Origin of the sequence: Nesterenkonia sandarakina, from assembly GCF_013410215.1 — a bacterium.
Lineage (GTDB): Bacteria > Actinomycetota > Actinomycetes > Actinomycetales > Micrococcaceae > Nesterenkonia > Nesterenkonia sandarakina.
In genome coordinates this window covers 2,322,958-2,349,145 of the sequence record NZ_JACCFQ010000001.1, presented here as the reverse complement: position 1 = coordinate 2,349,145, position 26,188 = coordinate 2,322,958, and the positions used below count along the sequence as shown (strand labels likewise).

General features: G+C 66.4%; 31 protein-coding genes. 14 read left to right on the top strand and 17 right to left on the bottom strand.

Annotated elements, in window-relative coordinates; all coding sequences use genetic code 11:
• Positions 1-20 precede the first annotated feature (20 nt).
• Entirely contained in the window at positions 21-479 is a 459-nt protein-coding gene (locus HNR11_RS10800) for a pyridoxamine 5'-phosphate oxidase family protein (protein WP_218849691.1), read from the top strand.
• A 50-nt stretch (positions 480-529) separates the two neighbouring features.
• Here the strand turns inward: HNR11_RS10800 and HNR11_RS10795 are convergent, their stop codons facing one another.
• The 4 genes from HNR11_RS10795 to HNR11_RS10780 form a co-directional block, all read right to left on the bottom strand.
• Positions 530-1,099 carry a cysteine hydrolase family protein gene (locus tag HNR11_RS10795; protein ID WP_179442263.1) on the bottom strand — a complete coding sequence of 190 codons (570 nt, stop codon included), beginning with the start codon at positions 1,097-1,099 and terminating at the stop codon, positions 530-532.
• Complete coding sequence (locus HNR11_RS10790) at positions 1,060-1,572, bottom strand: RES family NAD+ phosphorylase (RefSeq protein ID WP_179442985.1); 513 nt, start codon at positions 1,570-1,572, stop codon at positions 1,060-1,062. The genes HNR11_RS10795 and HNR11_RS10790 overlap by 40 nt, the downstream gene beginning before the upstream one ends.
• A gap of 169 nt (positions 1,573-1,741) precedes the next feature.
• Entirely contained in the window at positions 1,742-2,314 is a 573-nt protein-coding gene (locus tag HNR11_RS10785; protein ID WP_179442262.1) for a GNAT family N-acetyltransferase, read from the bottom strand.
• Positions 2,315-2,636: 322 nt separating this feature from the next.
• Positions 2,637-3,149, bottom strand: coding sequence for a DUF805 domain-containing protein (locus HNR11_RS10780; protein ID WP_179442261.1), 513 nt, complete (start codon positions 3,147-3,149; stop codon positions 2,637-2,639).
• A gap of 268 nt (positions 3,150-3,417) precedes the next feature.
• Here HNR11_RS10780 and HNR11_RS14200 point away from each other — a divergent pair, with 268 nt between their 5' ends.
• Positions 3,418-3,552 (top strand): hypothetical protein, encoded by a 135-nt coding sequence (locus tag HNR11_RS14200; protein WP_281366239.1) that lies wholly within the window; start codon positions 3,418-3,420, stop codon positions 3,550-3,552.
• Positions 3,553-3,582: 30 nt separating this feature from the next.
• Here the strand turns inward: HNR11_RS14200 and HNR11_RS10775 are convergent, their stop codons facing one another.
• Complete coding sequence (locus HNR11_RS10775) at positions 3,583-4,614, bottom strand: aldo/keto reductase (protein ID WP_179442984.1); 1,032 nt, start codon at positions 4,612-4,614, stop codon at positions 3,583-3,585.
• 297 nt (positions 4,615-4,911) lie between these two features.
• Between HNR11_RS10775 and HNR11_RS10770 the strand changes: the two genes are divergently transcribed.
• Positions 4,912-5,586, top strand: a complete 675-nt coding sequence (locus HNR11_RS10770) for a GyrI-like domain-containing protein (protein WP_179442260.1) — start codon at positions 4,912-4,914, stop codon at positions 5,584-5,586.
• A gap of 100 nt (positions 5,587-5,686) precedes the next feature.
• Positions 5,687-5,971 carry a DUF1540 domain-containing protein gene (locus tag HNR11_RS10765; protein ID WP_179442259.1) on the top strand — a complete coding sequence of 95 codons (285 nt, stop codon included), beginning with the start codon at positions 5,687-5,689 and terminating at the stop codon, positions 5,969-5,971.
• Between the two features lie 79 nt (positions 5,972-6,050).
• Here the strand turns inward: HNR11_RS10765 and heR are convergent, their stop codons facing one another.
• A complete protein-coding gene (gene heR / locus HNR11_RS10760; protein WP_179442258.1) occupies positions 6,051-6,896 on the bottom strand; it encodes a heliorhodopsin HeR in 846 nt (281 codons plus the stop codon).
• Between the two features lie 79 nt (positions 6,897-6,975).
• On the opposite strand from heR, the gene HNR11_RS10755 reads away from it, so the two are divergent.
• Both HNR11_RS10755 and HNR11_RS10750 read left to right on the top strand, forming a co-directional pair.
• Positions 6,976-7,440 (top strand): DUF2243 domain-containing protein, encoded by a 465-nt coding sequence (locus HNR11_RS10755; RefSeq protein WP_343050655.1) that lies wholly within the window; start codon positions 6,976-6,978, stop codon positions 7,438-7,440.
• Positions 7,441-7,471: 31 nt separating this feature from the next.
• Positions 7,472-8,296: a cytochrome c oxidase assembly protein gene (locus tag HNR11_RS10750; RefSeq protein WP_179442257.1), complete on the top strand. Its 825-nt coding sequence runs from the start codon at positions 7,472-7,474 to the stop codon at positions 8,294-8,296.
• Between the two features lie 113 nt (positions 8,297-8,409).
• On the opposite strand, the gene HNR11_RS10745 is transcribed toward HNR11_RS10750, so the two are convergent.
• Entirely contained in the window at positions 8,410-8,829 is a 420-nt protein-coding gene (locus tag HNR11_RS10745; protein WP_179442256.1) for a DUF302 domain-containing protein, read from the bottom strand.
• Positions 8,830-9,068: 239 nt separating this feature from the next.
• Here HNR11_RS10745 and HNR11_RS10740 point away from each other — a divergent pair, with 239 nt between their 5' ends.
• Complete coding sequence (locus HNR11_RS10740; protein WP_343050654.1) at positions 9,069-9,695, top strand: class I SAM-dependent methyltransferase; 627 nt, start codon at positions 9,069-9,071, stop codon at positions 9,693-9,695.
• Here the strand turns inward: HNR11_RS10740 and map are convergent.
• Together map and HNR11_RS10730 are read right to left on the bottom strand one after the other, a co-directional pair.
• Positions 9,692-10,477, bottom strand: a complete 786-nt coding sequence (map, locus tag HNR11_RS10735) for a type I methionyl aminopeptidase (RefSeq protein WP_179442254.1) — start codon at positions 10,475-10,477, stop codon at positions 9,692-9,694. The two genes, HNR11_RS10740 and map, sit on opposite strands and share 4 nt — an antisense overlap.
• Positions 10,474-10,782, bottom strand: a complete 309-nt coding sequence (locus tag HNR11_RS10730; RefSeq protein ID WP_179442253.1) for a hypothetical protein — start codon at positions 10,780-10,782, stop codon at positions 10,474-10,476. The genes map and HNR11_RS10730 overlap by 4 nt, the downstream gene beginning before the upstream one ends.
• Before the next feature lie 123 nt (positions 10,783-10,905).
• On the opposite strand from HNR11_RS10730, the gene HNR11_RS10725 reads away from it, so the two are divergent.
• Positions 10,906-11,712 carry an ion transporter gene (locus HNR11_RS10725; protein ID WP_343050653.1) on the top strand — a complete coding sequence of 269 codons (807 nt, stop codon included), beginning with the start codon at positions 10,906-10,908 and terminating at the stop codon, positions 11,710-11,712.
• On the opposite strand, the gene HNR11_RS10720 is transcribed toward HNR11_RS10725, so the two are convergent.
• The 3 genes from HNR11_RS10720 to HNR11_RS10710 all read right to left on the bottom strand — a co-directional run bounded on the left by HNR11_RS10720 (position 11,690) and on the right by HNR11_RS10710 (position 13,379).
• Positions 11,690-12,241, bottom strand: coding sequence for an SgcJ/EcaC family oxidoreductase (locus HNR11_RS10720; RefSeq protein ID WP_246310387.1), 552 nt, complete (start codon positions 12,239-12,241; stop codon positions 11,690-11,692). The two genes, HNR11_RS10725 and HNR11_RS10720, sit on opposite strands and share 23 nt — an antisense overlap.
• Before the next feature lie 72 nt (positions 12,242-12,313).
• The gene (locus HNR11_RS10715; RefSeq protein ID WP_179442252.1) at positions 12,314-13,090 is read right to left on the bottom strand and encodes an SOS response-associated peptidase; all 777 of its coding nucleotides are present in this window, start codon (positions 13,088-13,090) and stop codon (positions 12,314-12,316) included.
• A 73-nt stretch (positions 13,091-13,163) separates the two neighbouring features.
• Complete coding sequence (locus HNR11_RS10710) at positions 13,164-13,379, bottom strand: hypothetical protein (protein ID WP_179442251.1); 216 nt, start codon at positions 13,377-13,379, stop codon at positions 13,164-13,166.
• Positions 13,380-13,855: 476 nt separating this feature from the next.
• Here HNR11_RS10710 and HNR11_RS10705 point away from each other — a divergent pair, with 476 nt between their 5' ends.
• The 3 genes from HNR11_RS10705 (at position 13,856) to HNR11_RS10695 (ending at position 16,161) form a co-directional block, all read left to right on the top strand.
• Positions 13,856-14,215, top strand: a complete 360-nt coding sequence (locus HNR11_RS10705) for a nuclear transport factor 2 family protein (RefSeq protein WP_179442250.1) — start codon at positions 13,856-13,858, stop codon at positions 14,213-14,215.
• A gap of 245 nt (positions 14,216-14,460) precedes the next feature.
• A complete protein-coding gene (locus HNR11_RS10700; protein ID WP_179442249.1) occupies positions 14,461-15,609 on the top strand; it encodes an ATP-grasp fold amidoligase family protein in 1,149 nt (382 codons plus the stop codon).
• A gap of 90 nt (positions 15,610-15,699) precedes the next feature.
• Positions 15,700-16,161, top strand: a complete 462-nt coding sequence (locus HNR11_RS10695; protein WP_179442248.1) for a hypothetical protein — start codon at positions 15,700-15,702, stop codon at positions 16,159-16,161.
• A gap of 27 nt (positions 16,162-16,188) precedes the next feature.
• Here HNR11_RS10695 and HNR11_RS10690 read toward each other — a convergent pair whose 3' ends face one another.
• Positions 16,189-17,031, bottom strand: coding sequence for a formate/nitrite transporter family protein (locus HNR11_RS10690; protein ID WP_179442247.1), 843 nt, complete (start codon positions 17,029-17,031; stop codon positions 16,189-16,191).
• A gap of 208 nt (positions 17,032-17,239) precedes the next feature.
• On the opposite strand from HNR11_RS10690, the gene HNR11_RS10685 reads away from it, so the two are divergent.
• Both HNR11_RS10685 and HNR11_RS10680 read left to right on the top strand, forming a co-directional pair.
• Positions 17,240-18,985, top strand: a complete 1,746-nt coding sequence (locus tag HNR11_RS10685) for a DNA-3-methyladenine glycosylase 2 family protein (protein ID WP_179442246.1) — start codon at positions 17,240-17,242, stop codon at positions 18,983-18,985.
• Positions 18,982-19,566 (top strand): methylated-DNA--[protein]-cysteine S-methyltransferase, encoded by a 585-nt coding sequence (locus HNR11_RS10680; RefSeq protein WP_179442245.1) that lies wholly within the window; start codon positions 18,982-18,984, stop codon positions 19,564-19,566. The genes HNR11_RS10685 and HNR11_RS10680 overlap by 4 nt, the downstream gene beginning before the upstream one ends.
• Here the strand turns inward: HNR11_RS10680 and HNR11_RS10675 are convergent.
• Positions 19,484-23,002 carry a DNA polymerase III subunit alpha gene (locus HNR11_RS10675; protein ID WP_425488264.1) on the bottom strand — a complete coding sequence of 1,173 codons (3,519 nt, stop codon included), beginning with the start codon at positions 23,000-23,002 and terminating at the stop codon, positions 19,484-19,486. The genes HNR11_RS10680 and HNR11_RS10675 overlap by 83 nt on opposite strands.
• Positions 22,885-23,235, bottom strand: a complete 351-nt coding sequence (locus tag HNR11_RS10670) for a hypothetical protein (RefSeq protein ID WP_058889299.1) — start codon at positions 23,233-23,235, stop codon at positions 22,885-22,887. Before HNR11_RS10670 ends, HNR11_RS10675 begins: the two co-directional genes overlap by 118 nt.
• Before the next feature lie 273 nt (positions 23,236-23,508).
• Here HNR11_RS10670 and HNR11_RS10665 point away from each other — a divergent pair, with 273 nt between their 5' ends.
• Positions 23,509-24,018, top strand: coding sequence for a DUF805 domain-containing protein (locus HNR11_RS10665; RefSeq protein WP_179442243.1), 510 nt, complete (start codon positions 23,509-23,511; stop codon positions 24,016-24,018).
• Positions 24,019-24,041: 23 nt separating this feature from the next.
• Here the strand turns inward: HNR11_RS10665 and HNR11_RS10660 are convergent, their stop codons facing one another.
• Together HNR11_RS10660 and HNR11_RS10655 are read right to left on the bottom strand one after the other, a co-directional pair.
• Entirely contained in the window at positions 24,042-24,554 is a 513-nt protein-coding gene (locus tag HNR11_RS10660) for a flavodoxin family protein (RefSeq protein WP_179442242.1), read from the bottom strand.
• A gap of 80 nt (positions 24,555-24,634) precedes the next feature.
• Complete coding sequence (locus tag HNR11_RS10655) at positions 24,635-26,125, bottom strand: solute carrier family 23 protein (RefSeq protein WP_179442241.1); 1,491 nt, start codon at positions 26,123-26,125, stop codon at positions 24,635-24,637.
• Positions 26,126-26,188: the final 63 nt, after the last annotated feature.

Genomic DNA, 26,188 nt, shown 5'->3' with positions numbered 1-26,188 from the left:
GCTAGGCGAGGAGATCGACGGTGCATGCACTGCGTTGGGAAAGCCAGGATCCGGGCTCAGCGGATCTGGCTCAGAAGGTTTTGCAGCGCCCATTATTTGCGCACCTTGCCACAGCCTCCGGAGACGGTCCGCGGGACTCACCGGTGTGGTTCCTTTGGGAAGACGAGGCGCTCTGGATGCTCGGCAATTACGAAGCGGACTCTTTCCCTCGACGGGTCGAGGCCGATGATCGCTGCGCGGTCGGAGTCGTGGATTTCGACGTGGCCAAGGGTCGTGTGCTCCATGTGGGATTCCGCGGGACGGCGTCGCTCACCGCACACGATGCGGCGCGGGCCCGGCGTCTGCTCCGTCGCTACCTGGGTCCAGAGGAATCAGCCTGGGATCCGCGCTTCTCGGCAGTCCCTGGTGACCCGAGCTGGGTCCTGCTGCGGTTCCACCCTGAAACTGGGGTGGTCCGGGACCAGTCCTATCAGCGCTAGGGCCACCCGTGGAGGCGGAGGCAATCGCTGGGACGCGATGTGCGCGTGGATCAGCAGCTCAGCAGGGAAGCGGTGTCTAGCACGGTCGCGAACTCACCGTGGAGGTTGGTCGCCGTGACCATCGACAGCGTTTCGGCGGGCACGGTGCTCCCGTCGGGAGCTGTGCGGTCGAAGGTATGCGTGGCGTCGATGACGAAGTAGGTGTCGTAGCCGAGGTTCCCAGCCATTCGCGCGGTGGTCTCACAGCAGTGGTTGGTGGTGATGCCGCAGATCACCACCTGATCGATATCCTGCGCGCGCAGCCAGGCATCCAGATCCGGGCTGCCATAGAAGCTCGAGTTCACGCTCTTGCGCACCAAGAGGTCTGGGGCGCCGGAGAGGCAGTCTTTGAAGTCAGCACCAGGGCTTGCTGAGGCGAGTGGAGACTCCGGGTTCTCGGACTCGTGCTGGACGAACACGAGAGGCCAGTGGTTGTTCTGCCAATGCTCCACAAGGGTGGAGATGTTGGCCTCGCAGGCGGGGTTATCGCGTGGGCCCCAGAACGTGGAGGCGTCGAAGCCTCGTTGGACGTCGATGACGATCAGGGCCGGTCGATCCAAAAGTGTAGGGGTGGGCGACATGGTCCCAGCCTATCGAGTCCTCGGACCGTGGGGGCGCCGTCGGTGTTCCAGGTGAAGAGCGCGAGGTGCCAGAGTCCGGGTCCTCTGCGTGACGGGTCGATCAGACCGTGGGCGCCCATGCGCTCGAGTGCTTCTCGGACTCTCCAGGAGGAGGGGGATCCGCCGGCGGCGACCACATTCTGCCATTCCGCCGCGGCCTCTGCAGGGTCGATGCCGCACGCCCGGAGGGCCTGGTGATCGCGCAGGTCAGCGATGTGTCTGGCTTCGACATGGAATCGCAGCACTTCGCGATCGGGGTCGCCGGTGCGCGTATGGGAGATCATTGCGGCGGCAACACCGGCCGGGGACGAGCTGAGGTAGAGCGTGGGCACCCCGGGGCGTGAATACCGACCCGCAGCCCGAGAGCCCGCCAGCGCCGCCTCGCGGTGAGCCGGGAGGACGGCTCGGAAGAAGGTGCCCGCCACCGTGCGCATCAACCCGCCCTCTGATCGGACCACCGGGTCCTCTTGGACCATCGCCCCTCCCGCATGTCTGGTCGGCGGACACCGTCGCCGCTGGTGATTCCTTTCTTGCATCGCAAGGGCCCACAATCTCACTCAAGAGAGTCTGATCCGCGCGTCGGTTCTGCGTCTATGTCCTCTTCTATGTCCTCGGGGTGTTCCCGCGAGCCGCTGGGGTGACCCGGGCCAGAAGGCGCACGGGGCGCAGATCGGGGGGCGGATCAGTGCGAAGTCGGGCATGAGTCTCCACGTCGTAGCGCGCCGGCCCGTACCGCAGCTTCTGCCGCTCGAGTCCCTCCCGAAGGAATCCGGCGCGCAGAGCAACTGCGCACGACGCCGGGTTGTTCACCCGATGCCCCAGTTCCAGTCGGAAGAGACCGTCCTTGAAGGCGTCATCCGCGACAGCAGCGAGCGCGCGGGAGGCATGACCGTAGCCACGTGCTTCGGCAGCGAGCCAATAATGCACCCAGGCGGTACCGTGACGCCGTTCAATCGCCGCAAGTCCAACATTGCCGACCGCTGAACCGTCCGCGACCACGGCCCAGTTGCGCGAAGACTCCGTGCACAGCAGGTGCTCGCTGATATGGCCACGGGCGAGGTCGACCGTGGCGAGGTCGGCTCCCCCGAGCTGCAGGTTGAGGTCTGGGCTGTGCCGGTACGCCTCGTGGAGAGCGGCAGCGTCGTCCTCGCGCCACGGACGCAGTTCAAGCCTCATGATCGCCTCCGAGCGCCACCAGCGGGTTGTTCGGGCTCATCAGCTGATGGGCCAGTTGGCCGAGTTCACGCAGCCGAGCTCCCACGGGTCTAACAACCCTCGGCGGTGTGGAAATTTTGTACGTCTCGGAGTAACGAACCGACCCCGGTGGATTCGCAATTGGAGCCGATCAGGTAGAGATAAAGCCCCACCGTCACGGCCACGCTCAACAGAGCGAGGAACCAGGCAAAAGGCCTGGCACCTCGCTGGCGACGCGTCGGTTGTTGCGGTGCTGCCATGTGACCTACCCCTATGAGCAAAGGAAAGCTGTACGGAGGCCGGATCAGTCGTTGGTCGGGTCTGCCCAGATCGTCTGGTGCTTCTCCTGTCGGGTGGGAATCGCCAGGAGGACCAGCAGCAGGATCGGGCCGACGACCGGGATGAAGCCCAGGAAGTAGAACGGACCGGGGAAGCCGGCATCGTGGAGGCGCCGCCAGATCAGTGCCAAGGTGGGAATCAGCAGCGCCAGAGCCACGGCCAGGTTGACCAGGCTCACCGCCATCAGGGCCACGGCGGCCCCACCCTCCGCCTCGAATCCAGCACTCATCCCGGTGTTGTAGGTGTCCATATTCGGTGAGTTCTCCATAAGGCTCGCGAAGACCACCCCGTAGATCCCGCCGAGCACCATGTAGAGCACGAACTGGGCCAGAGCAACCCACCAGTATTCACTCCTGGAGGCGTACCCCTTGAAGCGAGCGTACTTCTTGAAGAACCGAGAAATCGCTTGGCCCATCCCGGCCCCGTACAGCGGCTGGCTCAGGCCCGTACGGGGCACCCCGACGTCTGAATATGTCATCTTCTACGATCCCGTCCTGGACATGATGATTGTTGATTAACGGTGCGCGAATCGTATTGTTCACGACTAATGCCAAAGACATTACCCGCCGTGACGCGCCACACCAACCCCTGGACCTGCGGCGATGCAACCATTGGGGCCCAAGCACCCCCGCAGCGCTTGAGGAATTCCAAACACACCCGCTCGGTTCCCATCGGAGAAGTCCACACTTGCGCAAGCGCTGCGGGCACCGTTTCAGCTACCACTGCTGGGGACAGTGAGGAGCCTGATGCTGATGCCCCTGATGGTGGGCATGCCGGTGTTCGCTGTAGATGTGGCAGCCCTGTGGAGCTTGCTGGGGTACCTGATCCACGGGCTGGTCCTGGGGCTGACGGCGGTGGTGGTCCTGAACCGGGCCAGGTAGCCGCGGTTCAAGACCATCACCACCCCGGTCCTAACGTCCGCCGCTGAGCTTGCGATGGCGCTGCTGGACGCCCGCCGTCCCATAGGGATAGTCCTCGATCTCAGGCGCGCTTGCGGCAGTCAGCTGCTCCAGCTGCTCGGTGCTCAGCTCCAGCGAGTCCGCGGCCAGGTTGTCCTGAAGCTGCTCCAGAGTACGGACCCCAAGGATGACCGATGTGACGGCGGGCTGGGCCTTCAACCAGGCCAGGGACACCTGCGAGGCGGAGGCACCGTGCTCCTGGGCCACGGCGGAGACCGCATCGATAATTCGCCAGGTGCGCTCCTCGGCGTTGCGCTTCTCCCACGCCTCCATGCCGCGCTGCGGGTTCTCGCCCAGACGGGTCGCTCCGGTGGGTGCTTGGTCTCGACGGTACTTCCCGCTCAGCCACCCGCCGCCCAGCGGTGACCACGGCAGGAGGCCGAGTCCGGCGTCGAGGGCTGCCGGGACGATCTCCTGTTCGATGCCCCGGACCAGCAGGTTGTACTGCGGCTGCAGGGTCACCGGGAGAGACCAGCCATGCCGCTCAGCCAGGTGGACCGCCTTCGTCAGCTGCCACCCCGTGAAGTTGGAGAATCCGTAATACCCGATCTTCCCTGCGGTGACGGCGTCGTCGAGGAAGCGCAGCGTCTCATCCAGCGGAGTGATCGCATCCCAGGCGTGCAGCTGGTACAGGTCGATGTGCTCGACTCCGAGCCGCCGCAGGGAAGCATCCAGGGCGGCACGCAGATGCCGGCGTGAGGTGCCTAGATCATTGGGACCCTGCCCCATGGGGAACCTGCCCTTGGTCGCCAGGACCACCTGCTGAGCCTCGCTGGGATGTGCGGCCAGCCACCGCCCGATGATCTCCTCACTGGTGCCGGCCGTGTAGACGTCGGCGGTGTCGATGAAATTTCCGCCTGCCGCGACATAGGCATCGAGGAGAGCGTGCGACGTCGCCTCGTCGGCCTCCGCGCCGAAGGTCATCGTGCCCAGCGCCTGAGCAGAGACCACTGCACCGCTGCGTCCCAATGTTCGGTAGGTCAGATCGGTCTGAGTCATGCCACATCCTTAGAAGAGTGTGCGTATCGCCGAACCGAGATGCCCGGCGAGCTGAGTGCGTACCCGGTAGTTGAGTTTCGCAACTCTCTGACTGCAACAGTCACTCCCGATCAGAGACAGAGCGTTGCCTGAGCAGACCCTGGGAACCTCAGATTCCTGCAGACTACGGCGCTGGCCTGTGTGCACGGAGTTGTGCGTGCCCGGCGAGTGGGCCGCTCTTGAGACTCTGGGCCCAGGTACCTAGGTTGTTGCCTATTCGCCACCTCGGGAAGCGAGCAGCATGTGAGCCAGAAGATCGACTTCAAGAAGAGTCTGCGCGGCTACCAGGCCCCGACCGGGAAATACCAGATCGTGGACATCCCCGACCGGCGTTACCTGATGATCGATGGACAGGGCGATCCGAACACCTCCGAGGAGTACCCAGCCTCGTTGGCAGCCCTGTACCCCGTGGCGTACGCGCTGAAGTTCGCCAGCAAACGCGAGCTGGACCGCGATTACGTGGTCCCGCCCTTGGAGGGATTGTGGTGGGCCGAGGACATGAGCGTGTTCACCAGTTCCCGGGACACCTCGAAATGGCAGTGGACACTCATGCTCTTGGTACCGGACTGGATCGATGACGAGAGCATCTTTGCCGCGATCGCAGCAGTTCGGGCGAAGTCTTCTCCGCAGCGTCTTGATGCCCTGCGCCTGGAGACCCTCGTCGAGGGTCGGTGTGTGCAGACTCTGCATCTTGGGCCCTTCGAAGAGGAGGCCAGAACCCTCGAACCGATGCACCGGGACTTCATACCGAGCCACGGCTTGGAGCCCACCGGCAAGCATCATGAGATCTATCTCAGCGACCCTCGCAGGACCGCGGCGAGGAAGCTGCGCACCATCCTCCGGCAACCGGTCGGGCAGGCGAAACCCCGGGGCCTCCAACCCGGCGCGGCACCGCCGGAAGTGCCCCCGCGGGCCTGAATAGGTCATATGTCTGGCCCTTTTTGATTGCACGGATCGGGCTTACCGTGGAGGCATGGAGCGGCCCGATCGGGCGGCTGAACCCAGGAGGTTGTTGGTCATGACTACCCAAGTCTCGGAATGCAGCGTCGAAGCCTGCTCGTTCAATGATCATTCCCACTGCAATGCGGCTGCCATCACGGTGGGCGGGCAAGAGGACCACGCCTCCTGCGCCACATTCATCGACATCGGTGTCCACGGCGGACTGCCCAAGGTGCTTGCCGGTGTCGGAGCCTGCCAGCGCAGCGAGTGCGTCCACAACGATCACCTGATGTGCAACGCCTCCGAGGTGCGGGTCGGGCCCGGACTCGACGACGCAGACTGCCTCACCTACAGCCACCGCTGAGCTCCGATCCTTTCCCTTCGCACCCAGACCGCGCCGGGCCCGCCGGGGTCCAATCGACGAGTCTTACGTCCGCCGGTGTTCAGCCCACCAGAACATTGGCGAAGACCTGCCAGGCCAGCAGGCTCTTCGCGATCAGACTGAGCACGATGTAGGTGCGCTCCCCCGTCAGGTAGTTCCTCCACCGGCCGACCTGCCGGTACTGCAGCCACTGGTTGACGGCGAAGCTGTTGAAGAACAGGAACAGTGACACGATGATGCCGTAGACGAATCCCGGCGGTCCTTCCCCACCTTCGATGCCGACGTTGACGATCAGGTAGACCGCCGCGGCCAGCCACGGGCCGATGCCCGCGATGCAGCCGAACCAGAACGGCGTCCACCACGCGCTCCCGCCACGGATCGACCCTCCGGAGGCGCCATGCATCAGTCCGTTGTTGCTCATCTCCATCAGCCAGCCGAAAAGGATCATGGCCACGTTGGCCAGACCCAGCCCGATCAGCGCGGCAATGTCGGAGATGCCCAGCAGCAGGCTGATCAGCAGGATCATCAGGGTGGAGGACAGGCTGTACTCCACCCAGCGGAACCGGTTGCGCCCCTTCGAGAGCTCGCCGATGTAGCGCCGGAAACCCCACGGTGAGGCGATCAGGAAGTGGAAGAGGGCGGAGAGCAGCAGGAAGGAGGCCGTGGCGTATCCCAGCGGGACGTCGAAGACGACATTCGCCGAGCCCTGGGACACCGGCGTCCCGGGTGGACCGTTCAGCGCAAAGGTCGAGACCTGCAGGCTGAAGTCGTTGCTGAGGGCGACCATCGCCGATCCCGAGACGAGATGCAAGACCCCCATGATGAGATTGAAGCTGCGCAGCCGACGAGCGGAGCGGCGCGGCACGTCAACGGATGCGGTGTGCAGCTCTAACGGATAGGCGCTCATGTACACCAGTGTCCTCCCGGCCCTACGCCGCTGACCAGGGTCCTTCGGCTCACCGACCTGCAGGGCTACGCTGTGTCCTGTGCGTACTCCCTCTGATGCCCCGTCGGCCCGGCGAATCGTGCTCTCAGGGGTGCTGTTCGGTTGCGGGATCGCCGCGTCGATGATCGACCTGTTCATCTTTCACCTGGCGCTGCAGTGGCACCACTTCTATGACCTCTCGACCACCGAGGTCGCGCTCACCGCGGACGGGTTCTTCCACGCCTTCGGCTGGTTCATCACCATCTGGGGTCTGTTCCTGCTCGCTGACATCCGACGCCGCGCGGCAGTCCCGTGGACGCGCTGGACCGGGGCGGTGCTCACCGGGGTCGGGTTCTTCCAGCTCCTCGACGGGGTGCTCAGTCATAAGGTGCTGGGGATCCACCAGATCCGCTACGGGGTGGACCTGTTCCTCTATGACCTGGCCTGGATCGGCTCAGCCGTGGCGCTGCTGCTGATCGGGCTGCTGATCCTGCGCCGCACCCGTCCAGCGCAGGTCCCGGCGTGAGCCCCACACCCGCGCTGCCTCCAACCGGCTGATGGATCATCACGGAGAACCCCTGGAGGGTCTTGGACCGCAGGCGGCGGACCCGCTGATCTGGGCAGGGCTCGACGTCGTCGTGGTCCTGCTTCTTCTGGTCGCTGCGCTCGCTCACGCGGCCGGGCTGTGGGCCGCGCGTTCTCGGAGCCCTTGGCCGCGGCACCGCAGCCTCCTCTTCTACCTCGGGCTGATCTGCGCCGCCGCCGGGCTGCTCGGGCCGATACCAGCCGCGGCGCACAGCAGCTTCACCGCGCATATGCTCGGACATCTGTTCCTGGGCATGGTCGCACCTGTGCTGCTGGTCCGCAGCGCACCGGTCACGTTGGCGCTGCGCGCTCTGCCGGTCCACGCCGCTCGGGTGCTGACCCGGGTTCTGCGCAGCCCTGGGGTCCGGGTGGTCAGCCATCCGATCACCGCCGGCGCACTGAACGCGGGTGGGCTCTGGCTGCTCTACACCACGGACCTCTACCAGGTCATGCACGTCTCCCCGCTGGCCTACGCCGTGGTCCATCTGCACATCTTCGCTGCGGGATACCTCTTCACCGCTTCAGTGGTCGGGGTGGACCCTGACCCGCACCGGGCCTCGATGCCGATGCGATCAGCAGTGCTGATCCTCTTCATCGCGGCGCATTCGGCCCTGGCCAAGTGGCTCTACGCGCACCCGCCGCAGGGGGTGGAAACCGGTGACGGGCAGGCCGGCGCCCAGCTGATGTACTACGGCGGGGACGCCGTTGACCTCGCCGTGCTGGTGCTGCTCTTTGCCGGCTGGTACTCCGCGACGCGTCCCCGCGCTGCGCCGCGGCCGGTGCTCAGCCGGGGGTGACTATGCGTTCCCGCGGACCGCGATCACTCGCGGCGCAGCAGGATCCGCTCAGTGCGGCAGGGCCGTACTCAGCAGTGCTGCAGTCAACAGTGCCGCAGTCACCAGTGCTTCACTCACCCCGCAGGGGTCTCGCCCAGCGCTGCCAGCGCCGCCTGCAGTCGCCGCTCGGCGTCCTCGGCGACCTCCCGAACCGCGGGCGCACCGCTGAGCTGGACCATGGTCTGCGGGTCGATCGCGTCGACCACGCTGGTCTGCGCGTCGGCTCCGCGCCGGACCACCACGTTGCACGGCAGCAGCGCCCCGAGCTCGGGCTCAGCTGCCAGCGCCCTGCTGGCCAAGGTCGGGTTGCAGGCGCCAAGGATGATGTAGTCCCCCACGGCCTCGCCGGACTCAGCACCGAGCTTCTTGGTGAAGGTGGCTTTGACATCGATCTCCGTCAAGATCCCGAAGCCCTGCTCGGCGAGCGCCGCCCGGGTCGCCTCCACTGCGTGCTCGTAGGACATCGGGACGGTGATGCTGTGCGTGTAGCTCATGGAGTGCTCCCTCGGATCGCGGCAATCGGCGTCACTCCCAGCATGACATGGCGGGCTCCCCGCAGCGATGAGCTGCCCTGCCCGCCCGCCCCGGGGGCGACACGCCCGGCTATGCAGCAGTTAGCCCAGAAGGTGAGCTCGGTCGGGTTCTGCGGAAGACTAGACGCGAGAGAACCATCCACCGGATGAGAGAACCGCTCGATGAGAGACCCTCATACCGGCCAGAGAAAGGTGCCACTGTGAGTGATCAGAACCCAAGAGACTTCTGGGAAACCCGTTACGCCGACGCCGACCGCGTCTGGTCCGGTCGGGTCAATCCGACGCTGAGTTCACTGGTCGCGGACCTTCCTGCTGGACGGGCGCTGGACCTCGGCTGCGGGGAGGGCGGCGATGTCCTCTGGCTGGCCGCTCGGGGCTGGCACGCGATGGGAGTAGACATCTCGGACACGGCCGTGGCCCGAGCCCGGGCAGCCGCGCAGACCCAGGATCTCACGGAGGGCAGCGCTGAGTTCCGCACCGCGGAGCTCCCGGATGGAATGCCCGAGGGCCCCTTCGACCTGATCACCGCCTCCTTCCTGCAGTCCCCCGTGGCGTTGGATCGGGAACGGATACTGCGGGCAGCGGCAGCGAGGGTCGCAGTGGGCGGGCACCTGCTGGTGATCTCCCACGCGGCCCCGCCGCCCTGGTCCGCGCATCAGCACGGACCCGAGGAGATGCCCACCCTCGACGGCGACCTGGCCGCCCTGGCTCCCCGGGAGGCGTGGGACGTGCCGGTCGGTCAGCTGCGGACCCGGTCGGCGGCGGGCCCGCACGGCGAAGCTGCCACCCTGGAGGATCTGGTCATCCTGGCTCAGAGGTTGCGCTAAGCGGCGGTCCCGGGAGTCGGGACGGTGAGGATCTCGGCCCCGTCCTCGGTGATGGCGATGGTGTGCTCGCTGTGCGCGGTTCGGGCTCCGGTGGCGCTGCGCAGCGTCCATCCATCGGGGTCGGTGCGCAGCTCATCGGTGTCTGCCATGATCCACGGTTCCAGCGCGAGCAGCAGACCCGGCTGGAGCTTGTACCCGCGGCCGGCGCGGCCGGTGTTCACGATGTGCGGGTCCTGGTGCATGGTCGAGCCCACCCCGTGACCGCCGAACTGGGTGTTGATCGGATACCCGGCTTCGCTGAGCACCGAGCCGATCGCGTGGGAGAGGTCCCCGATGCGGGCACCTGGGCCTGCCGCAGCGATCCCCGCCGCCAGCGCCCGCTCGGTGGTCTGGATCATCGCCAGGCTCTCGGGGTGCGCGGTGTCCCCGATGAGGAAGCTGATCGCTGAGTCCGCGACGACCCCGTCCAGGGACACGGCGAGGTCAAGGGTGAGCAGGTCGCCGTCGGCCAAGGTGTAGTCGTGGGGCTTGCCATGCAGGACGGCGTCGTTCACCGAGGTGCAGATGTAGTGACCGAACGGACCCCGCCCGAAGGATGGCTCATAGGCGACGTAGCAGGAGGCGGCCCGAGCCTCGAAGATCATCTCCCTGGTCCAGGCATCGATCTCCAGCAGGTTGGTGCCCACAGTGGCGCGACGCTTCATGGACTGCAGGATGTCCGCGACCAAGGCTCCGGTGACGCGGGCCCGGGCCAGTGACGCAGCGCTGAGGATCTCGATCATGAGGTTCCTTCTGCGGCGGCGATCCGACGGTTGTGCAGGTAGTTCCGCAGACACCCGGGCAGCGCCCCGATCACGATCACAAGCGGACCCATGGCGCGGCCGTACGCGTCGCTGAAGATCCATGCGCTGACCAGGAACAAGATGAACGCCAGCAGCCGCACCATCGCGACCTGCGGAGGGTTGTTCGGCGGCTTTCCGAAGAAGAACGGCAGCCGCGAGTCGGGATTCACACTCCGGAGCATGTCGAAGGACGCGGTGAACAGCACTGCTGCCACAACCCACAGAACGATCGCGATGAGCTCCATCGGATCATTCCACCCTCCAGGGGTGCTCCCGTCAATCTTCCGCACAACAAGCGTGGCGCCCCTGGGCCCTCGTAGAGTGGCCCAAGGACTCCCCCCCATCTCAGCCTCGGAGGTCGACAGAGCGTGAGCACCGAATCCACGCACGCACCCGCGCTGGAGGCCGAACAGGAAGCGGCGGCGGAACGTCTGGCCGCCCGGCTCGACCGTCCCATGGGCCTGCTCGGCGTGGCCTTCCTGTTCGTCTTCCTCGGTCAGATGCTGGTCACCGAACCGGGTTGGAGCCGCGCGCTGAGCATTGCTGGCTGGGTGTTCTGGAGCGTCTTCGTGGCCGAGTTCCTGCTCCGCGCGTATATCGCCGGCTTCCAGAGGGCTTTCTGGCGGCGCAACTGGTGGCAGGTGATCTTCCTGCTGGTGCCCTTCCTGCGGTTTGTCCGGGCTCTGCAGGCGGTGCGGGTGCTGCGCGTGGCGCGGGTCGCCCGAGTGGGCGGGATCCTCTCCGCAGGGGTGCGCGGCTCGCGCTCCGCCGGGAGGCTGCTCTCCAGTCGCATCGGGTGGCTCGCCGCAGTGACTCTCGTGGTGATCCTGGCGGCCAGTCAGCTGCTCTACGCCTTCGAGGCTCACACCGACTACTCCACCGCACTCTACGAGGCGGCCCTGGCCACGGTCACCGGAACCGGCATCACCACGGAGGACCCGTTCTCAAAGGGCGTGCAGCTGGTGTTGGCGGTGTACTCCGTGGGCGTCTTCGCCACACTCGCCGGGTCCGTGGGCGCGTTCTTCCTGCGCGGCGCGGACCCGGTGGCCAGCACCTCGAAGGACAGCACCTCGGAGGACAGCACCTCAGAGGACCATCAGCCCGAGCCGGTGCAGACTTCGGACCATTCCGGCGGGCCAGAGCCGGTCCGGGTCAGTGGGGAGCGCTCCCACTGAGGTCCTGGTAGGCCGCCGGCTGCAGAGACTCACCGTCGGCGCTGAGGGTCTCGGCACCGGGCACCCGATCCGTGTTCTGCGCGCTGACGGCGAGCCAGCCGCCGTCGTCGTTCTCTGCTGCTTTCCGCTGCCGCTGTACGGTGAAGCTCAGGACTCCCTGTCTGGCGCCGGCGCTGGTCTCGCCATCTTCCCCGGGGGCCGGGGTCTGGCCGGTGAGCGTCCACAGCGCGTGGACGACGGCGACGCTCTCCCCCAGCTCGCGGACCCGGATCTGCTCGAGCTGCATCTGCGAGCCGCCGAAGATCCGACGGAACCCGTAGTCATGCGCGGCGCGGATCCGGATCCGGCTGTTCCACCAGAGACCCACCACGTTCACGAAGTCCGCGTCCTCGACGAACAGCGCCGCCAGGGCCTCGGCGTCGGCGTTGTTCCAGGCCCGGGCAAAGCCCTCGGCGATACCTTCGGGGTGGTTGAGCTGGTCCGCGGTCCCCGGCTCCTCGGTGAGATCGGATGGATCCTGCATGGTCATGGTCGGCTCCACGGGAGGTGGGGTCCGGCGCAGGCGCGATGCTCCACCACTGCGCGGACGGAAGGCTAAGGGTCATTCCCAGAGGGTGGGCGCGGGATCCAGGAGCTGGGGTCCGTTGTTGCGCACGTTGCCGACTGCCGGGTCCACCTCATAGACCTCCCAACCTGCGGCGACCGACGGGACTTCGCCTCGCAGCCGCTCCAACAGGACTTCAAGCTCCTGAAGGCTTCTCTCTCCCGGGTGGATCCAGTCGGCCGCGAAATCCTTGGTCATCGCCAGCGGGATACGGTCATGCAGCGCGCCGAGCTCGCTGAGCACCCCGTCCTCGGAGACCTCCGGCGAGGGTCCGGTGAGGATGGTGCAGGAGAGGATCCAGGGCTCGGGCTCGCCACGGGCCTCGGCGTCCTTGTCCTTCCACCATTCGTAGAGTCCGGCGAAGATCAACGGGGACCCGTCGGCGGCGTGGATGGCGTGCGGGCGCTTCTTTGCTCCGCCAGCCTTCCACTCGTAGTAGGCCTCAGCGGGGACCGCACAGCGCCGCGCCTTGGCCGCCGACCGGAAGCTCGGTTTAGAGGCCACCGTCTCGGAGCGGGCGTTGAAGGTCCGGGAGCTGAAGGTCATGTCCTTGGCCCAGATCGGCAGCAGGCCCCAGCGGGCGGGGTGGAGTTCGCGCAGCAGCTCCCCGGCGTCGTCATAGCGTTCCACCAGGATCGGCACCGTGGAGGTCGGGGCGATGTTCCAGTTGGGTGCCAGCTCGAAGGCCGGGGGCTGGACGGGGCCAAGGCGCGCCCGGTTCAGATCATCGGCCAGATCCCCGGTGTCCTTGGCCATGACGTAGCGTCCACACATGATGTGAGCTTGGCAGATGCCGGGTCACAGGGCAATCGTCGTGGATCCCCTCGGGTGGCTTAGGCTCGCCGTCTCAACGCCGAGCGGAGCCGGGGTTTGCGCGCCTCAGGGCGAGAGCGCAGCCAGCGAATCCGGCGGTCAGAGTCCCCAGGATGACGGCCGCCCAGATCTGCGCCGACGATGGGGCGTCGAAGAGCTGCGGGATCAGCAACATCAGGGCCGAAGCCGTAAGCGCCAGCCCGAAGATGACAGCGACGATGACGATCTGTGCCGGAGTCTTTTCACTCATCTGCCCCATTCTGCGCGGAGCCCACGGGTCCCACAAGGAGCGTCCTCCATCTGAGGAGGAAGTACCGTCACAGGCATCGGAGGTCAACCAGCCTCGGACAAGCCCCTCACGGCGGCGACGGGGGCCCGTTCGTCGCACCGCTTTGCCATGTCCCATCCGTATTTCCGTCCATAGCCATGGGACTTGGCACAGAGGTGCGACAGAGCCGGGCAGGGGTGTGCGGAAGAGCCGGGGCAGCCTGAACAGCCGGCCCGTCGAGATCGGGGGCGTCTATTCGCCGACGACGCCGGGGGCACCTTCGGCGATCTCGGTGAGAGCAGCCAGATGGGCGTCCAGCGCCTTGTTGCCCTCTGCAGTGAGCCCGACCCAGGTGAGCCGGCGGGCGTCCAGCCTGGCTGAGACCTTTTCGCACAGATCCCACCCACAGCGAAGGTGACGCGGATGAGCGTAGCCTGGGCGCAGGTTACGGTGACCCTATGTGGGAACCGGATTCGCAGGCATTCGCCCCGGTCAAGGCCGCAGAGCTGGCTCTGTTGTCATCGGCCGTGAGACAGGACGACGACGAGCTCTCCAGGCTGCTTTCGACCGATTTCGCGGAGATCGGCCGCTGGGGCAGGCGCTGGACCGCTGCGGAGTTGGCCGAAAGTCTGCGTCGGGAGGCCCCGCGGGAGGACCCGCAGACCTCAGAGTGGTTGTTCAACCGACTCAGCCCCGAGCTCGTCCTGGTGAACTACCGGATCCACGGCTCCGCAGACGACAGCCGCCACACATCCCTCTGGGAGGTCCCGGACCTGGTGTTGAGGTTTCATCAGGGAACGTTCATCTCGGAGAGCTGATCTTCGCCTGCCAGCCCGGGTCCCCGGGAGCCGCACCTGCGCGTCACAGATCGCCCCAGACACTCGCAGCCATATACCTTTGAAACTGCGAAAAACGCAGACCAGAGGCTTTTGGGCATCTGAGCACTGATGCTTCGACCACACCTGGACAAGACCAAGGCCCCTTTCACCACGCAAGTGGCAGAAATCGACCAGCAGCCCGCAGAGCTGACTCATTACGACGCGCGAAGAACCGGTATCCCCACATGACATCCGCCACACCCGATACGAAATCTGCCTTCCTGAATTTCGTGGCGGCCGAGTTTCGTAAACGCGGCTCCCAGCATCGACGCGACCTGTCGAACAAGACCTACGTGCACCGGCTGCTCTCGGAGAAGACCCTCGGCGGAGAACGCATTGGACTGCCTCAGCAGTACGCAGTGCTGAGCTCCACCGCGGAGATCACCCCGGAGCTGCTGGGTGAGCGCATCGCGCTGAAGTTCGCCAATGGCTGGTCGGCCAAGGGTGTGATGCTGCTGGAACGCCGCGGCGATGATCGCTACTACGACCACATGGCCAAGCGTGAATGGACCCTCGAAGGGATCCGCGAGAAGCAGGACGCGGTGGCGGCCAAGTTTCCCGGGAAGAAGGCCGAATGGATCGTGGAAGAGCTGCTCCGCGGGATGCAGCCCGGCGCGGTGCCCTTCGACTACAAGTTCTATATGTTCCAGGGCCAGATCGGGATGGTCGCCCAGATCGACCGGAACTTCTCACCTCCACGGATGGTGAAACTCGATGGCGATCTGAAGCCGTTCGTCCCCGGGCGGGACTATAAGTTCCGTCCCTCAGACATCCAGCCCGGCGTCCCCGTGGTCCCGCGCTCGGCGGTGATGCTCTCCCGGTGGGCGATCGAACTCGCCAAGATGACCGACGCGCCGTTCGTGCGCGTGGACCTCTACGACACAGAAGACGGACCCTACTTCGGTGAGTTCACGTTCTCCTCGGGAGCGGAGTTCAAGAAGACCGTCACCTACAGCGACGAGGTGCTCGACTACTTCGATGCCTTGTTCGCCGACGCGGAGAAGACCCTTCGGGGGGAGGTCGTGGAACCACCGCAGAACTGGAGCACCTTGCTGCAGTCCACCGACGCTGAGGTGCTGGCCTCACACCCCCGGATCAGTCGCGCGCGCTATCAGCGCATCGCCGACTTCCTCTATACCCGTGGCAGTTTCGGCGGATTTCAACTGGCGCGCGCTCAGGAGAAGCTGCTGGAAGAGGGCGGAGATGCTGCGGTCAATGAGTACCTTGCCCAGGCGCATAAGTCAGCAGGACGCCGGGCTTTGGCTCGACGACCTCAGATCCCTTCCGCTCTGTACAAGGTCACGCGGCGAGTCAAGAGAAGGCTCCGCAGATAGTCGATAGCAGCTCCGGCCGCACCCCGGAGAGGATATGCCGATCTCGTCGAGGCATATCTTCACACCAGGGAGATCTATAGGGTTGGAACAATGACACATTCCACAGCACAGACGATCTCCGAGGTCGGCCTGAGCCGGCGCGTGTGGATCCCGCTGTTCGTGCTCCTGGTCTTCGGCGCGCTGCCGGCACTCCTCTTCGCCCCCATCGGGGTCGGCATCAGCGTGCTCGCTCTGGTGGCGGTGATCGGCGCCGCCGTCGCGTTCTCTCGGGTCAGGATCATCGCCAGTGATACGGACCTGAGCGCCCGGTGCATGGGAATCTTCCATGTGAGCTTCGCCTGGGATGAGATCCTCTCGGTCGAGGAGGGCCCCGATACCGGGGTCCTGGAAGGGGCCGGTTATCGGATTCTCCCCGGTGGAAAAGTGGGCCTCCTGGTCGGTGGTCCAAGCGTCGAGGTCCGTGATGCACGCAAGACCTATCTGCTCAGCGTCAGCGATTCACAGCAGGCCGTGCAGCAGATTCGCCGGCACCTCTCGGATGCGAGGCCCTGAGGGCGACTCCCCGGTGAGTCCAGCGCCTCAGGCCTTCCGCCCTCGCGGCGCATCAGGATCAGCAGGAGATTCACGGCGCCGTTGCTGGACGAGCTCCTTGGTCCGCAGCAGCCGCAGCACCGTCACCAGCGCAATCCCACCGAGGATGTTGAACAGCAGGGTATAGCTGAACCAGCCCAGCCACTCCAGGAACGAGATGTCCGCACCCGTCTGGATCGCGCCGAAGATCAGCAGCGAATCCAAGACCGAGTGGAACAGCTGCAGACCTGCGAGCAGGAAGCCTCCGACGACGGCCGCCATGATCCGGGCGATATCGGCATCCGTGCCCTGCTGCATCCGCGTCATCAGCGTGATGGTGCTGCCACCGAGGATGGCCAGGCAGATCGTCTGCAGGGAGAACGGCGCGTCGATGAAGTGTGCGGCGGACTCGCGCACTGTGGACTCCCACTCCGGGAAGGCCTGCATCACCAGCCACATGAACAGCCACCCACCGGCCAGGTTCGCCACCAGGGTCCCGCCCCAGAGCTTGCCCAGTTGGCCGATGCTGCCCTCCCGCGAGACCACGGCTGCGACCGGCATCAGAAAGTCCTCGGTGAATAGTTCACTGTGCGCCAACAGGATCGCGATCAGCCCGACGCTGAACGCGAGACCTGCCAACAGGTGATTGTCGGTCTCATGCAGCACGGCCAGGTAGGCCATCACGCCGAGCCCGACTTCCATGCCGCCGAAGAACCCCGTGATCAACATGGCCCGGAAGGTGCGGTGGAGACGCTCTGCACCCTCGGTCACCGTGTTGTCGAAGGAATGCTGCAGGGCCTCTTCCACCGGGGTGTCATTCTCACCGAGTTCTCGACGACGTTCCTCGCTCATGTGCCTGATCTCCGAGCTTGTAGGGTCCTGCACCTGGTAGCTGCGAGTCTAGGACCCGCGACGGCACGGTCTACCATCTCTCGGGCCTCACCGGTTCTCAGGCGTACCGGATGCTGAGCGGCGTGGGATGCCGGGGGTTCCTCCCCCGGGTGACCGCCACGTCCGATTCCCGCTAGCTTTCCGCCCCGGTGAAAGGTGGAATAGAGGCATGGACCAGGAGGACGAGTTTCAGCGCCGCTACCGGGCCGTGATGTCTCGGGATCGCCGCTTCGACGGGCAGTTCTTCACCGCTGTGTCCTCCACGATGATCTACTGCCGCCCATCCTGCCCGGCGCAGACCCCTCAGCCGCAGAATGTCACCTTCTACTCCACCTCCGCCGCCGCACATGAGAACGGATACCGGGCCTGCAAACGCTGCCTCCCCGAGGCAGCCCCAGGCACCCCGGAGTGGAACATCCGACAGGACCTGGCCGGGCGGGCCATGCGACTGATCCGGGAAGGCACCATGAACGACGGCGGCGTGGCCGCCCTGAGTGCGACATTGGGCTACAGCAGCCGGCACCTGCACCGGACGCTGCGTGCTGAACTAGGCGCCGGTCCGCTGGCCCTTGCCCGTGCCCACCGGGTCCACCTGGCGCGGAGTCTGTTGGTCAGCACGTCTCTGCCGATCACCGAGATCGCCTTCGCCTCCGGGTTCTCCTCGGTCCGCCAGTTCAACGACACCGCCCGCACCGTCTTAGGTGCAGCACCGGGTGAGATCCGTCGGCGGGCACATCGCGCTGGCGTGCCCGCAGGACCCCCTGGGCCCGGCACCACGGAGTCCTCGCCAGGTCAGCCCTTCGCGCTGCGCCTGGACCTGCCGGTGCGGGCCCCGTTCAATGCGATCGAAGTCTTCAGATTCCTCGCCGAGCGCGTGATCCCGGGCGTGGAGGCCGTCCAGTTCCACGAAGAGACGCTGGTCTACGCGCGGACCCTGCGGCTGGCCCATGGCCCGGCCGCGATCCAGGTCACCGCGACTCCAGTCCAGACCTCCCCGGCTCAGCGCAGACCGTCACCGGGCCCGGCACTCTCACCAGAGCCAGCACCAGCGACCGTGCCCTCAGCAGTCCCCGCCGGGCAGGAACCAGCGCCGCGAAGCCTGGACTGGCAGCTGCACCTGGAGTGCGAGCTCAGCGCCTGGACGGACATTCCGGTCGCCGTCGCCGTGGCGCGGCGGCTCTTCGATCTCGACGCAGACCCGCTCGCTGTCCAGGACGCCCTCTCCGTTGACCCCGTGCTGGCTCCCCTGGTCGCCCGGGCCCCGGGACTGCGCATCCCGGGCACCGCAGACGGTCCCGAGTACCTGATCCGCGCCATCGTAGGTCAACAGATCTCGGTGGCGGCGGCCCGTTCCCACCTCACCCGGCTGGTCGACGCGCTGGGCACAGCGCAGGAATCATCCTTCGCCGGCCTGTACCGGCTCTTCCCCACCCCGGAGGAGATCCTCGCCGGGGTCCCGGCGCCGCCCTCGCGCACCGACTCGACACACCCGGTCGCGCTGGATCCGCAGCGACCGCTGCGGCTTCCCGCTCGTTCCATCGCCACTGTCCGCCGCGCCGCGGCCGCGGCGGCCAGCGGTGAACTCAATCTGCACCAGGGGGCAGACACCCGGCAGCTCCACGAGGCACTGACCGCCATGCCCGGCATCGGACCCTGGACCGCGTCCTACCTGATGCTGCGCGTGCTCGGTGACCCCGATGTCTGGATGAGCGGCGACGTCGTCCTGCTGAGCAGCGCGAAGATGCTCGGTCTGTTGGACCCGGAGCTGAAGAAGACCGCCGCGCACCGCAGGCTCCAGATCCATGCCCAACGCTGGTCCCCGTGGCGCTCCTACGCCGCAATGCACCTCTGGCACGCCGCAGCCACTGCAGCCGAGCGCCAGCCAGGACATACCCGAAAGGACACCGCTCCATGACACCCCCACAGAACTCCCTGCACTACGCCAGCTTCAGCACACCCGATGGACCTTTCAGCGTGGTGGCCAATGACAGCCATGTCCTGGCCTCGGGTTGGACCTGGGACATCGCGTCCCTGATCGAGTTGATCCACCCGACGCTGCGCGCGGCAGACCCTGCACCGGGCGACCAGGCTGCCGTGCCGGGGCAAGGGTCGGTGCTCACCCATGCCGCTGAGGCGGTGGCGGACTATTACGCCGGGGACACCGCGGCGTTGGACAGCGTGCCGGTGGCACAGCGCTCCGGTCCGTTCCGGGAACAGGCCTGGGAAGTGCTGCGCCAGGTGGCACCGGGCGCCCCGCTGACCTACGCCAGCTACGCGCAGCGCGCGGGACGCCCGGCGGCCGTCCGCGCAGCGGCCGGGGCCTGTGCGATGAACGCAGCGGCGCTCTTCGTGCCTTGTCATCGGGTCATCCGCACCGACGGCGGGCTCGGTGGCTTCCGTTACGGGGTTCAGATCAAAGAGAGCCTGCTGCGGCGGGAAGCCGCCCCGGCACCGTCTCCCCTCGCAGATCCCAGGCTCGAGTCGCCTGCACGGTGACCGCCCGGGGGCCGGTGCGCCGGATGGTGCCTTCGGCCATCAACATCTTCGCCGCGAAGAGGCACTCCCCGGTGTTGCGCTGCGCCTCTTCGAAGAAGCTCAGATCCACGCAGCCGGTGCCGTCGTCGAGAGTGATGAACACGACCCGCCTGCCCGAAGCCATCGGCGGGGTCTGGGTGGCCACCCGGATGCCGGCCACCCGGACGGTGGCGCCGTTGCGCAGGGAGAGCAGGTCTTCAGCGAAGCTGACCCCGGCCCCCTGAAGCACCGGGTGGTGGATATCCATCACATGCCCGCTGGTGTCCAGCGAGGTCAGGTCCAGCTCAGTGGTGACGATCTCCTGGACCGCGAGCTCCCCTGCTCCGGTGGGCAGGTTCGCGATCTCCACATCCCCGATGGGCAGGGGCAGCTGGCCCTGGACCTGGCGGGCCGGCAGCTTCTTGGCGTATTCCAGGTTGGTGGACTCCACCCATTGGATGAGGTCCTTCCGGTGCTTCCGCCCTTCCGGCAGCAGCGCGTCCAGGGCCCCCACCTTGGCCAGATCTCGCAGCGTGGAGCGCTTCAACCGGGCCCGGTCGCGCAGATCCGCCAGGGAGGCGAAGGGCTGCTCCGCCTCGATCCGGCGCAGCTCGGCCTTCGAGATCCCCTTCAGCCCGACCAGCGACATCCGGATCCCCCATACCGGCAGCCCCGCCACCGAGGTCGCCTCCACGTGATAGCTGCTGGTGGAACGGTTGACGTCCATCGGCAGCAGCGGGATCTTCAGCCGGCGGGCCTCGGAGACCAGCAGCCGCAGCGGGTACATGCCCGGGTCGTGTTCGAACAGACCGCACAGGAAGTGGGCCGGGTGGTGGGTCTTCAGCCACGCCGACTGGTAGGTGGGCACCGCGAACGCCGCCCCATGGGCCTTGCAGAAGCCGAAGCTGCCGAAACTGAGCAGAATCTCCCAGACGCGATCGATCACCGCAGCGGAGTAGTCACGCTTGGCCGCCTCCTCGCGGAAGAAGATCTCCACCGGCCCGGACTTGTCCTTGCTCATCGCCCGGCGCAGCTCATCGGCGACGTCCAGACCACACCCGGTCATCGTGTCGAACATCCGCAGCACCTGTTCGTGGAAGACCACCACCCCGTAGGTCTCATCGAGGATCGGCGCCAGATCAGGGTGCGGGTAGCTCACCGCCTCATAGCCGTGACGGCGTTCCAGATAGGGCTTGACCATGCCCGATCCCATAGGTCCGGGACGGAACAGCGAGATGTCCACCACCAGGTCGTTGAGCGTCTTGGGCACCAGCTTCCCGATCAGCTCGCGCTGCCCCGGGCTCTCGATCTGGAAACAGCCCAGAGTATGGGTGGATTGGATCATCGCGAAGGTCGCAGGATCGGCATAGTCCACGTCCTTGACCATGTCGATGACCTCCCCGGTGGTGCGTTCGAGCTCGGTCAGGGCGTATGCGATCGCCGACTGCATCCGCACCCCCAGGACATCAAGCTTGATGAACCCCATCGGGTCCATGTCGTCCTTGTCGAACTGGCTCATCGGCAGCCCGTTGACCCCGGAGCGTTCCACCGGGGTGAGCTTGAGCAGATCGTTGTTGCCCAGGATCACCCCGCAGGGATGGGTGGAGATGTGCCGGGGCAGCCGGTCCAACCGCTCTGAGAGATCCACCAGCAGGTCCAGCTGCTGACGCCCGGAGCTGCGCTCGGTCTCGATCCGCTCGGCCAGGCTCTGCAGCTCGGGCTTCTCCTCGAGCGCGCGGCGGAACTCCCGGGCGGGAAAACGCCACATGATCTCCGCAAGCTGATCGATCTCCTCCTCAGGGAGTCCCAGTGCGAGCCCGGCATCCCGGACCGCGCCGCGGATCCGGTACGCGTTCTGCATGCTCATCAAGGTGACCCGATGGGCACCGAAGCGTTTGAACACGGCCCGGTAGATCCGGTGCCGCTCAGAGGACTCCACATCGATGTCGATATCGGGCAGGGTGGAGCGCCTCCGAGAGAGGAAACGCTCGAAGATCAGGCCGTGCTGCAACGGATCGATGGGGCTGATCCCCAGCGCGTGGACCACCAGCGAGGAGACCGCCGAGCCGCGCGCCGCGGCACGGACCCCCATCTCGCGGATCAGCCGGGCCACCTCGGCCACGGTCAGGAAATAGGGGGCGAAGCCGAGATCGGCGATGATGCTCAGCTCATGCTCCAGGCGCGCCCGGGCGACTCCCCTGCCCGCGGGGTTTTCTGGGCCTCCCAGGCCTTCTGAGCTTCCCGGGCTCCCCGCGCCCGACGGGTTCACCGGGCCTTCTGAGCTTCCCGCGCTTCCAGGGGCGCGGCTCTCTTCGGCCTGCCGCTCGATCTCCTCCTGGGCGAGCATCTCAGCCAGACCGGCTTCACAGCGGGCACGCAGCTCCTGATCCGGATCACCTTCGATCCCGATGACGGAGGTCTCGGGCACCTTGGGCTGACCCCAGCCCATGTCCTGGACCGGATCCAGCTGACACTGCCGGCCCAGCGCCTCGGTGTGGGCCAGCAGCTCCTCAGCCGAGATCGGAGTGGTGCTCGCCGCGCAGATCTCCGCGGCCAGCGCCTTCATCGCGGCGGCGGGCTTGAGCCAGCCCTGATCGGTGGGCTGCAGCGCGGAGGTGCTGTGCAGGTCGGAGAGCACCCGCACGGCGTCGAGCACATCGGCGGTGGCCGCCTCATCGGTGCTCAGCAGCCGCACCGCATTGGTCAGCACCGGGGTGACCCGGCTGACCTGAGCCGCGCTGAGCATCCGCACGGCGTGCGCAGTGGAGAGCGCCTCCCCCGGCGGCGCCAGATGCGAGACGACCTCCACCCGCAGCGCCTCGCCGAGCACCTCACGCCACTGGCGCAGCAGCGCCCGCGTGCTGCGGTAGTCCCGAGAGGCCGCCGCAGCGCCGACCTCACTCTCCGGTCCGGCCAGGACGAACAGACGACGGCGCACCTCACCCTCCCCGGGGGCAGCACACTCGGCCAGGTCCTGCAGGCTCACCCGGGCCGCCTCACCCTGCGGGCGTTCATGAGCCCGGGAGATCAGCCGACACAGTGCCGCATACCCGCCGGAGGCGTTGCTGGCCAGGACCACGGCACGGCCGCGGTCCTCCACCACAAGACTGACCCCGAGGATCGGTGCGATGCCCAAGTCGATGCAGGCACCGATGTGCTTGACCGCCCCGTAGAGGCCGTCCCGATCGGTGAGGGCCAGCGCCGTCATCTGATCTGCCGCAGCGGCCGCGACCAGCTCCTGGGGGCGATTGGTGCCGTAGTGGCTGCTGAAGGAGCTGGCCACGTTCAGGTGGGTGAAGGTCAATGGACCCGGACCAGACGCCAGCGCCCGGAGGCCAGATGCCGGCTGACATCGATGGTCTGCACCTCGGGGACCTCGGTGCGGGAGGTGGCTTCGAGCTGGACCTGCAGCCGCCACATCTCATGGGCCACCAGTCCAGGGCGACCGCGCTCTGCGCGAGGCTCCTCCACCCACCAGCTGCGCCGCTGGTACCAGCGGACCGGTGCTTCGACCACGAGGTGCCTCCGCTCTTTCCAGATCACCCGATGGGGCAGGAACTGCTCGTCGCATTCAATATCGATGGATTCGGTGAGCGTCACCGCTCCGCGGCGGGGTGCTCGGTCGGCTTCGGGACGAATAACGGTGGACATGGGCAGGCTCCTCTTTCGTGTCTCTAAGAGGTATGACGAAGCCGATGGGAAGCCCGGGAGCCTCATCGTATTCGAACATACATTCGATAGCAACAGAGGTGAGCTTAGGGCTGGGCACGGACACGACTGACTGCACGCCGAGGAACGTACAGGAGCGCGGGCCGGAATCCGATAGGACCAAGGCCCCTTCATGCCATGACGAAACACGACCAGAGTGTGCTTGATCGATGCGGTCTTTGAACCGCCTCCGCGCGATCAGAACGGGGATATCTCATGCAGCTCTACGCCGGCGAGATCACCTCGCCGATGATCGATGCTTCCGGACCAGACGCCACGCTCTCCTCCTTCTTGGAGAACTACATCCAGTTCCGGGGCTACTCCACCCGTCCGGAGTTCTGGTGGCCCTTCCTGTTCCTGATCCTCGTGCACACCGCCATCGGCGTGACAGCGATCATCACCATCAGCACGCTCTTCGCCGAAGATATGGTCACCGACGCGCAGGACCTCTTCGGAGTCGCTGGGTTCTCCCCCGGCATCTGGCTCGAAGGCTTCGGCGCCGTGTTCGCCGCGGCGATCCTCGGTCTGCATCTGCTCATCGCGGCGCTCACCGTCATCCCGCTGCTCGCGCTCACCTGGCGCCGGCTCCACGATTCTGGACTTCCCGGGTCGATGTCTCTCCTGGGACTCATCCCCCTGGTGGGATGGCTGGTGCTGCTTCTTCTCCTCGCACGACCCTCCGCCCCTCAGAAGCACCGTCCGGAGTTCTCGGCCGCCTGGTACTGAGCCCCGGATACCCGGCTGCGCCCTCAGGCAGCGCGGGAACGCTCTGGCAGCAGTCGCGCAAGTTCGGCGCCCCACTTCGTGGCGCGATCGATCTCTCCGGGCAGAACCGGGCCCTCGTATCCCGCCACATAGAAGCTCTCCGGCTTCACCAGCAGCCGGGCGCCATGACTGCGCAGCAGCTTGGCGGCCTTCTTGCTGGCCGTCCCGGGGAGGTCCGGACGGCGGACATGGGTGTCGAACACCGCGACCGGGAGGTTCAGCTCGCCGACGGCGCCGATCCACTCCCGCACTCCGAGATCCCCGGGGTGCCCGCCACGCCGGGCGGCCTCTTCACGGGTCTGCGGCCGGCTCAGTCCGAAGGCATGGGTCGGGGCGCCCAGAACGAGGAGGTCAGCCTCACGCCTCTCGAAGGGGGCGGCGGAGCCGACGTCGAGGATCTTGCCGACATCGACGGTGGCGGCCAGACCTTCGGCGACCGCCTCGGCGATGATCTTGGTGTTTCCCCACGCGGACTCGTAGACGATCACAGCATCCATGGTGTCGTCCTCCTCTCGAGGCACCATCGTCTCGCCGCCGCTCAGCAGCACACCAGGACCTTAGGTCCCACAGGTGTCGATCAGCCGACCCCCAGGGCCTCCTGGATGGGACCGGAGACGAAGTAGAGCACGAACAGCGCCGCGGTGATGTACATCAGCGGGTGCACCTCACGCCATTTTCCGCGGAAGACCCTGATCGCCACGTAGCTGATGAAGCCGGCCCCGATCCCGTTAGTGATCGAGTAGGAGAAGGGCATGACCACGATGGTCATGAAGGCCGGGATCGCCATCTCCACATCGGTCCAGTCGATCCGCACGATCTGCTGCATCATCAGGAACCCGACGAGCACCAGAGTGGCGGAGGCGGCCTCGGTGGGGATCACGGCTGCCAGCGGAGCCAGCACGATGGTGGCCAGGAAGAGCACTCCGGTGACCACGTTGGCCAGACCGGTCCGCGCGCCGTCGCCCACACCCACGGTGGACTCGATGAACCCGGAGTTCACCGAGGTCGAACCCACGCCGCCACCGATGGTGCCCACCGCGTCGGCGACCATGATCCGGCGGGAGTGCGGGATCTCGCCGTCGTCGTCCTTGATCCCCCCGGCGTTGGAGACGCCCACCATGGTGCCCAGCAGGTCGAAGAAGTTCGCCAGCAGCAAGGTGAAGATCGCCAGGGTCGCAGCGACCACGCCGATGCTCTCCCAGGAGCCCAGCAGGTTGAAGTCACCGATCAGGCTCAGGTCCGGCATGGTCAGCCAGTCCTGGTCCAGGGTCGGCACCGTCAGGCCCCAGCCGTAGGGGTTCTCGGTACCGTCCTGGGCGACCTGCGGGCCGATCCGGAAGACCGACTCCAGGGTGATGGCGAGCACTGTGGCCCCGACGATCGAGTACAGGATCGCGCCCCGGACCTTCGCGGCCCACATGGCGAACAGGGCGAACATGGCGATCAGGAAGATCAAGATCGGCCAGCCATAGAGGGATCCCCCGACGCCGAGCTCCAGTCCGGTGCTGCCGTTGTTCTGGATGAAGCCGGCATTGACCATGCCGATCAGCGCGATGAAGAGTCCGATGCCCACGCTGATCGCGATCTTCAGCGCCCCCGGAACGGCGTTGAAGATCGCGGAGCGAAAGCCGGTGAGCACCAGGAGCAGCAGGATGACACCTTCGATGACCACCAGACCCATGGCATCAGCCCAGGTCATCCCGGGAAGCACCACGATGCCGTAGGTGATGAAGGCCGAGAGCCCCAGGGAGGAGGAGACCGCCATCGGGAACTTGCCGATGACCCCCATCAGGATGGTCATCAGACCGGAGATCAGCGAGGTCGCCGCGGCGACGGCGGGCAGGTTCGGCTCCGAGCCGCCGCCCAGGAAGTTGCCGGTGGAGTCGGCTGAGGCGCCGATGATCAGCGGGTTCAGCACGATGATGTAGGACATCGCGAAGAAGGTCGCCAGACCACCACGCACCTCGCGGCCAAGGCTGGATCCGCGGGCCGTGATGTGGAAATACCGGTCGAGGAAGCCGAGCTGCTGGGGCGCGGAGGTCTGGGAGGCGGGGCTCTGAGTGCTCACGGAGCACTACCTTATGGCCCCGCAAGGAGTTCCGACCAACGGAATTCACCCGAGGAGACCGGG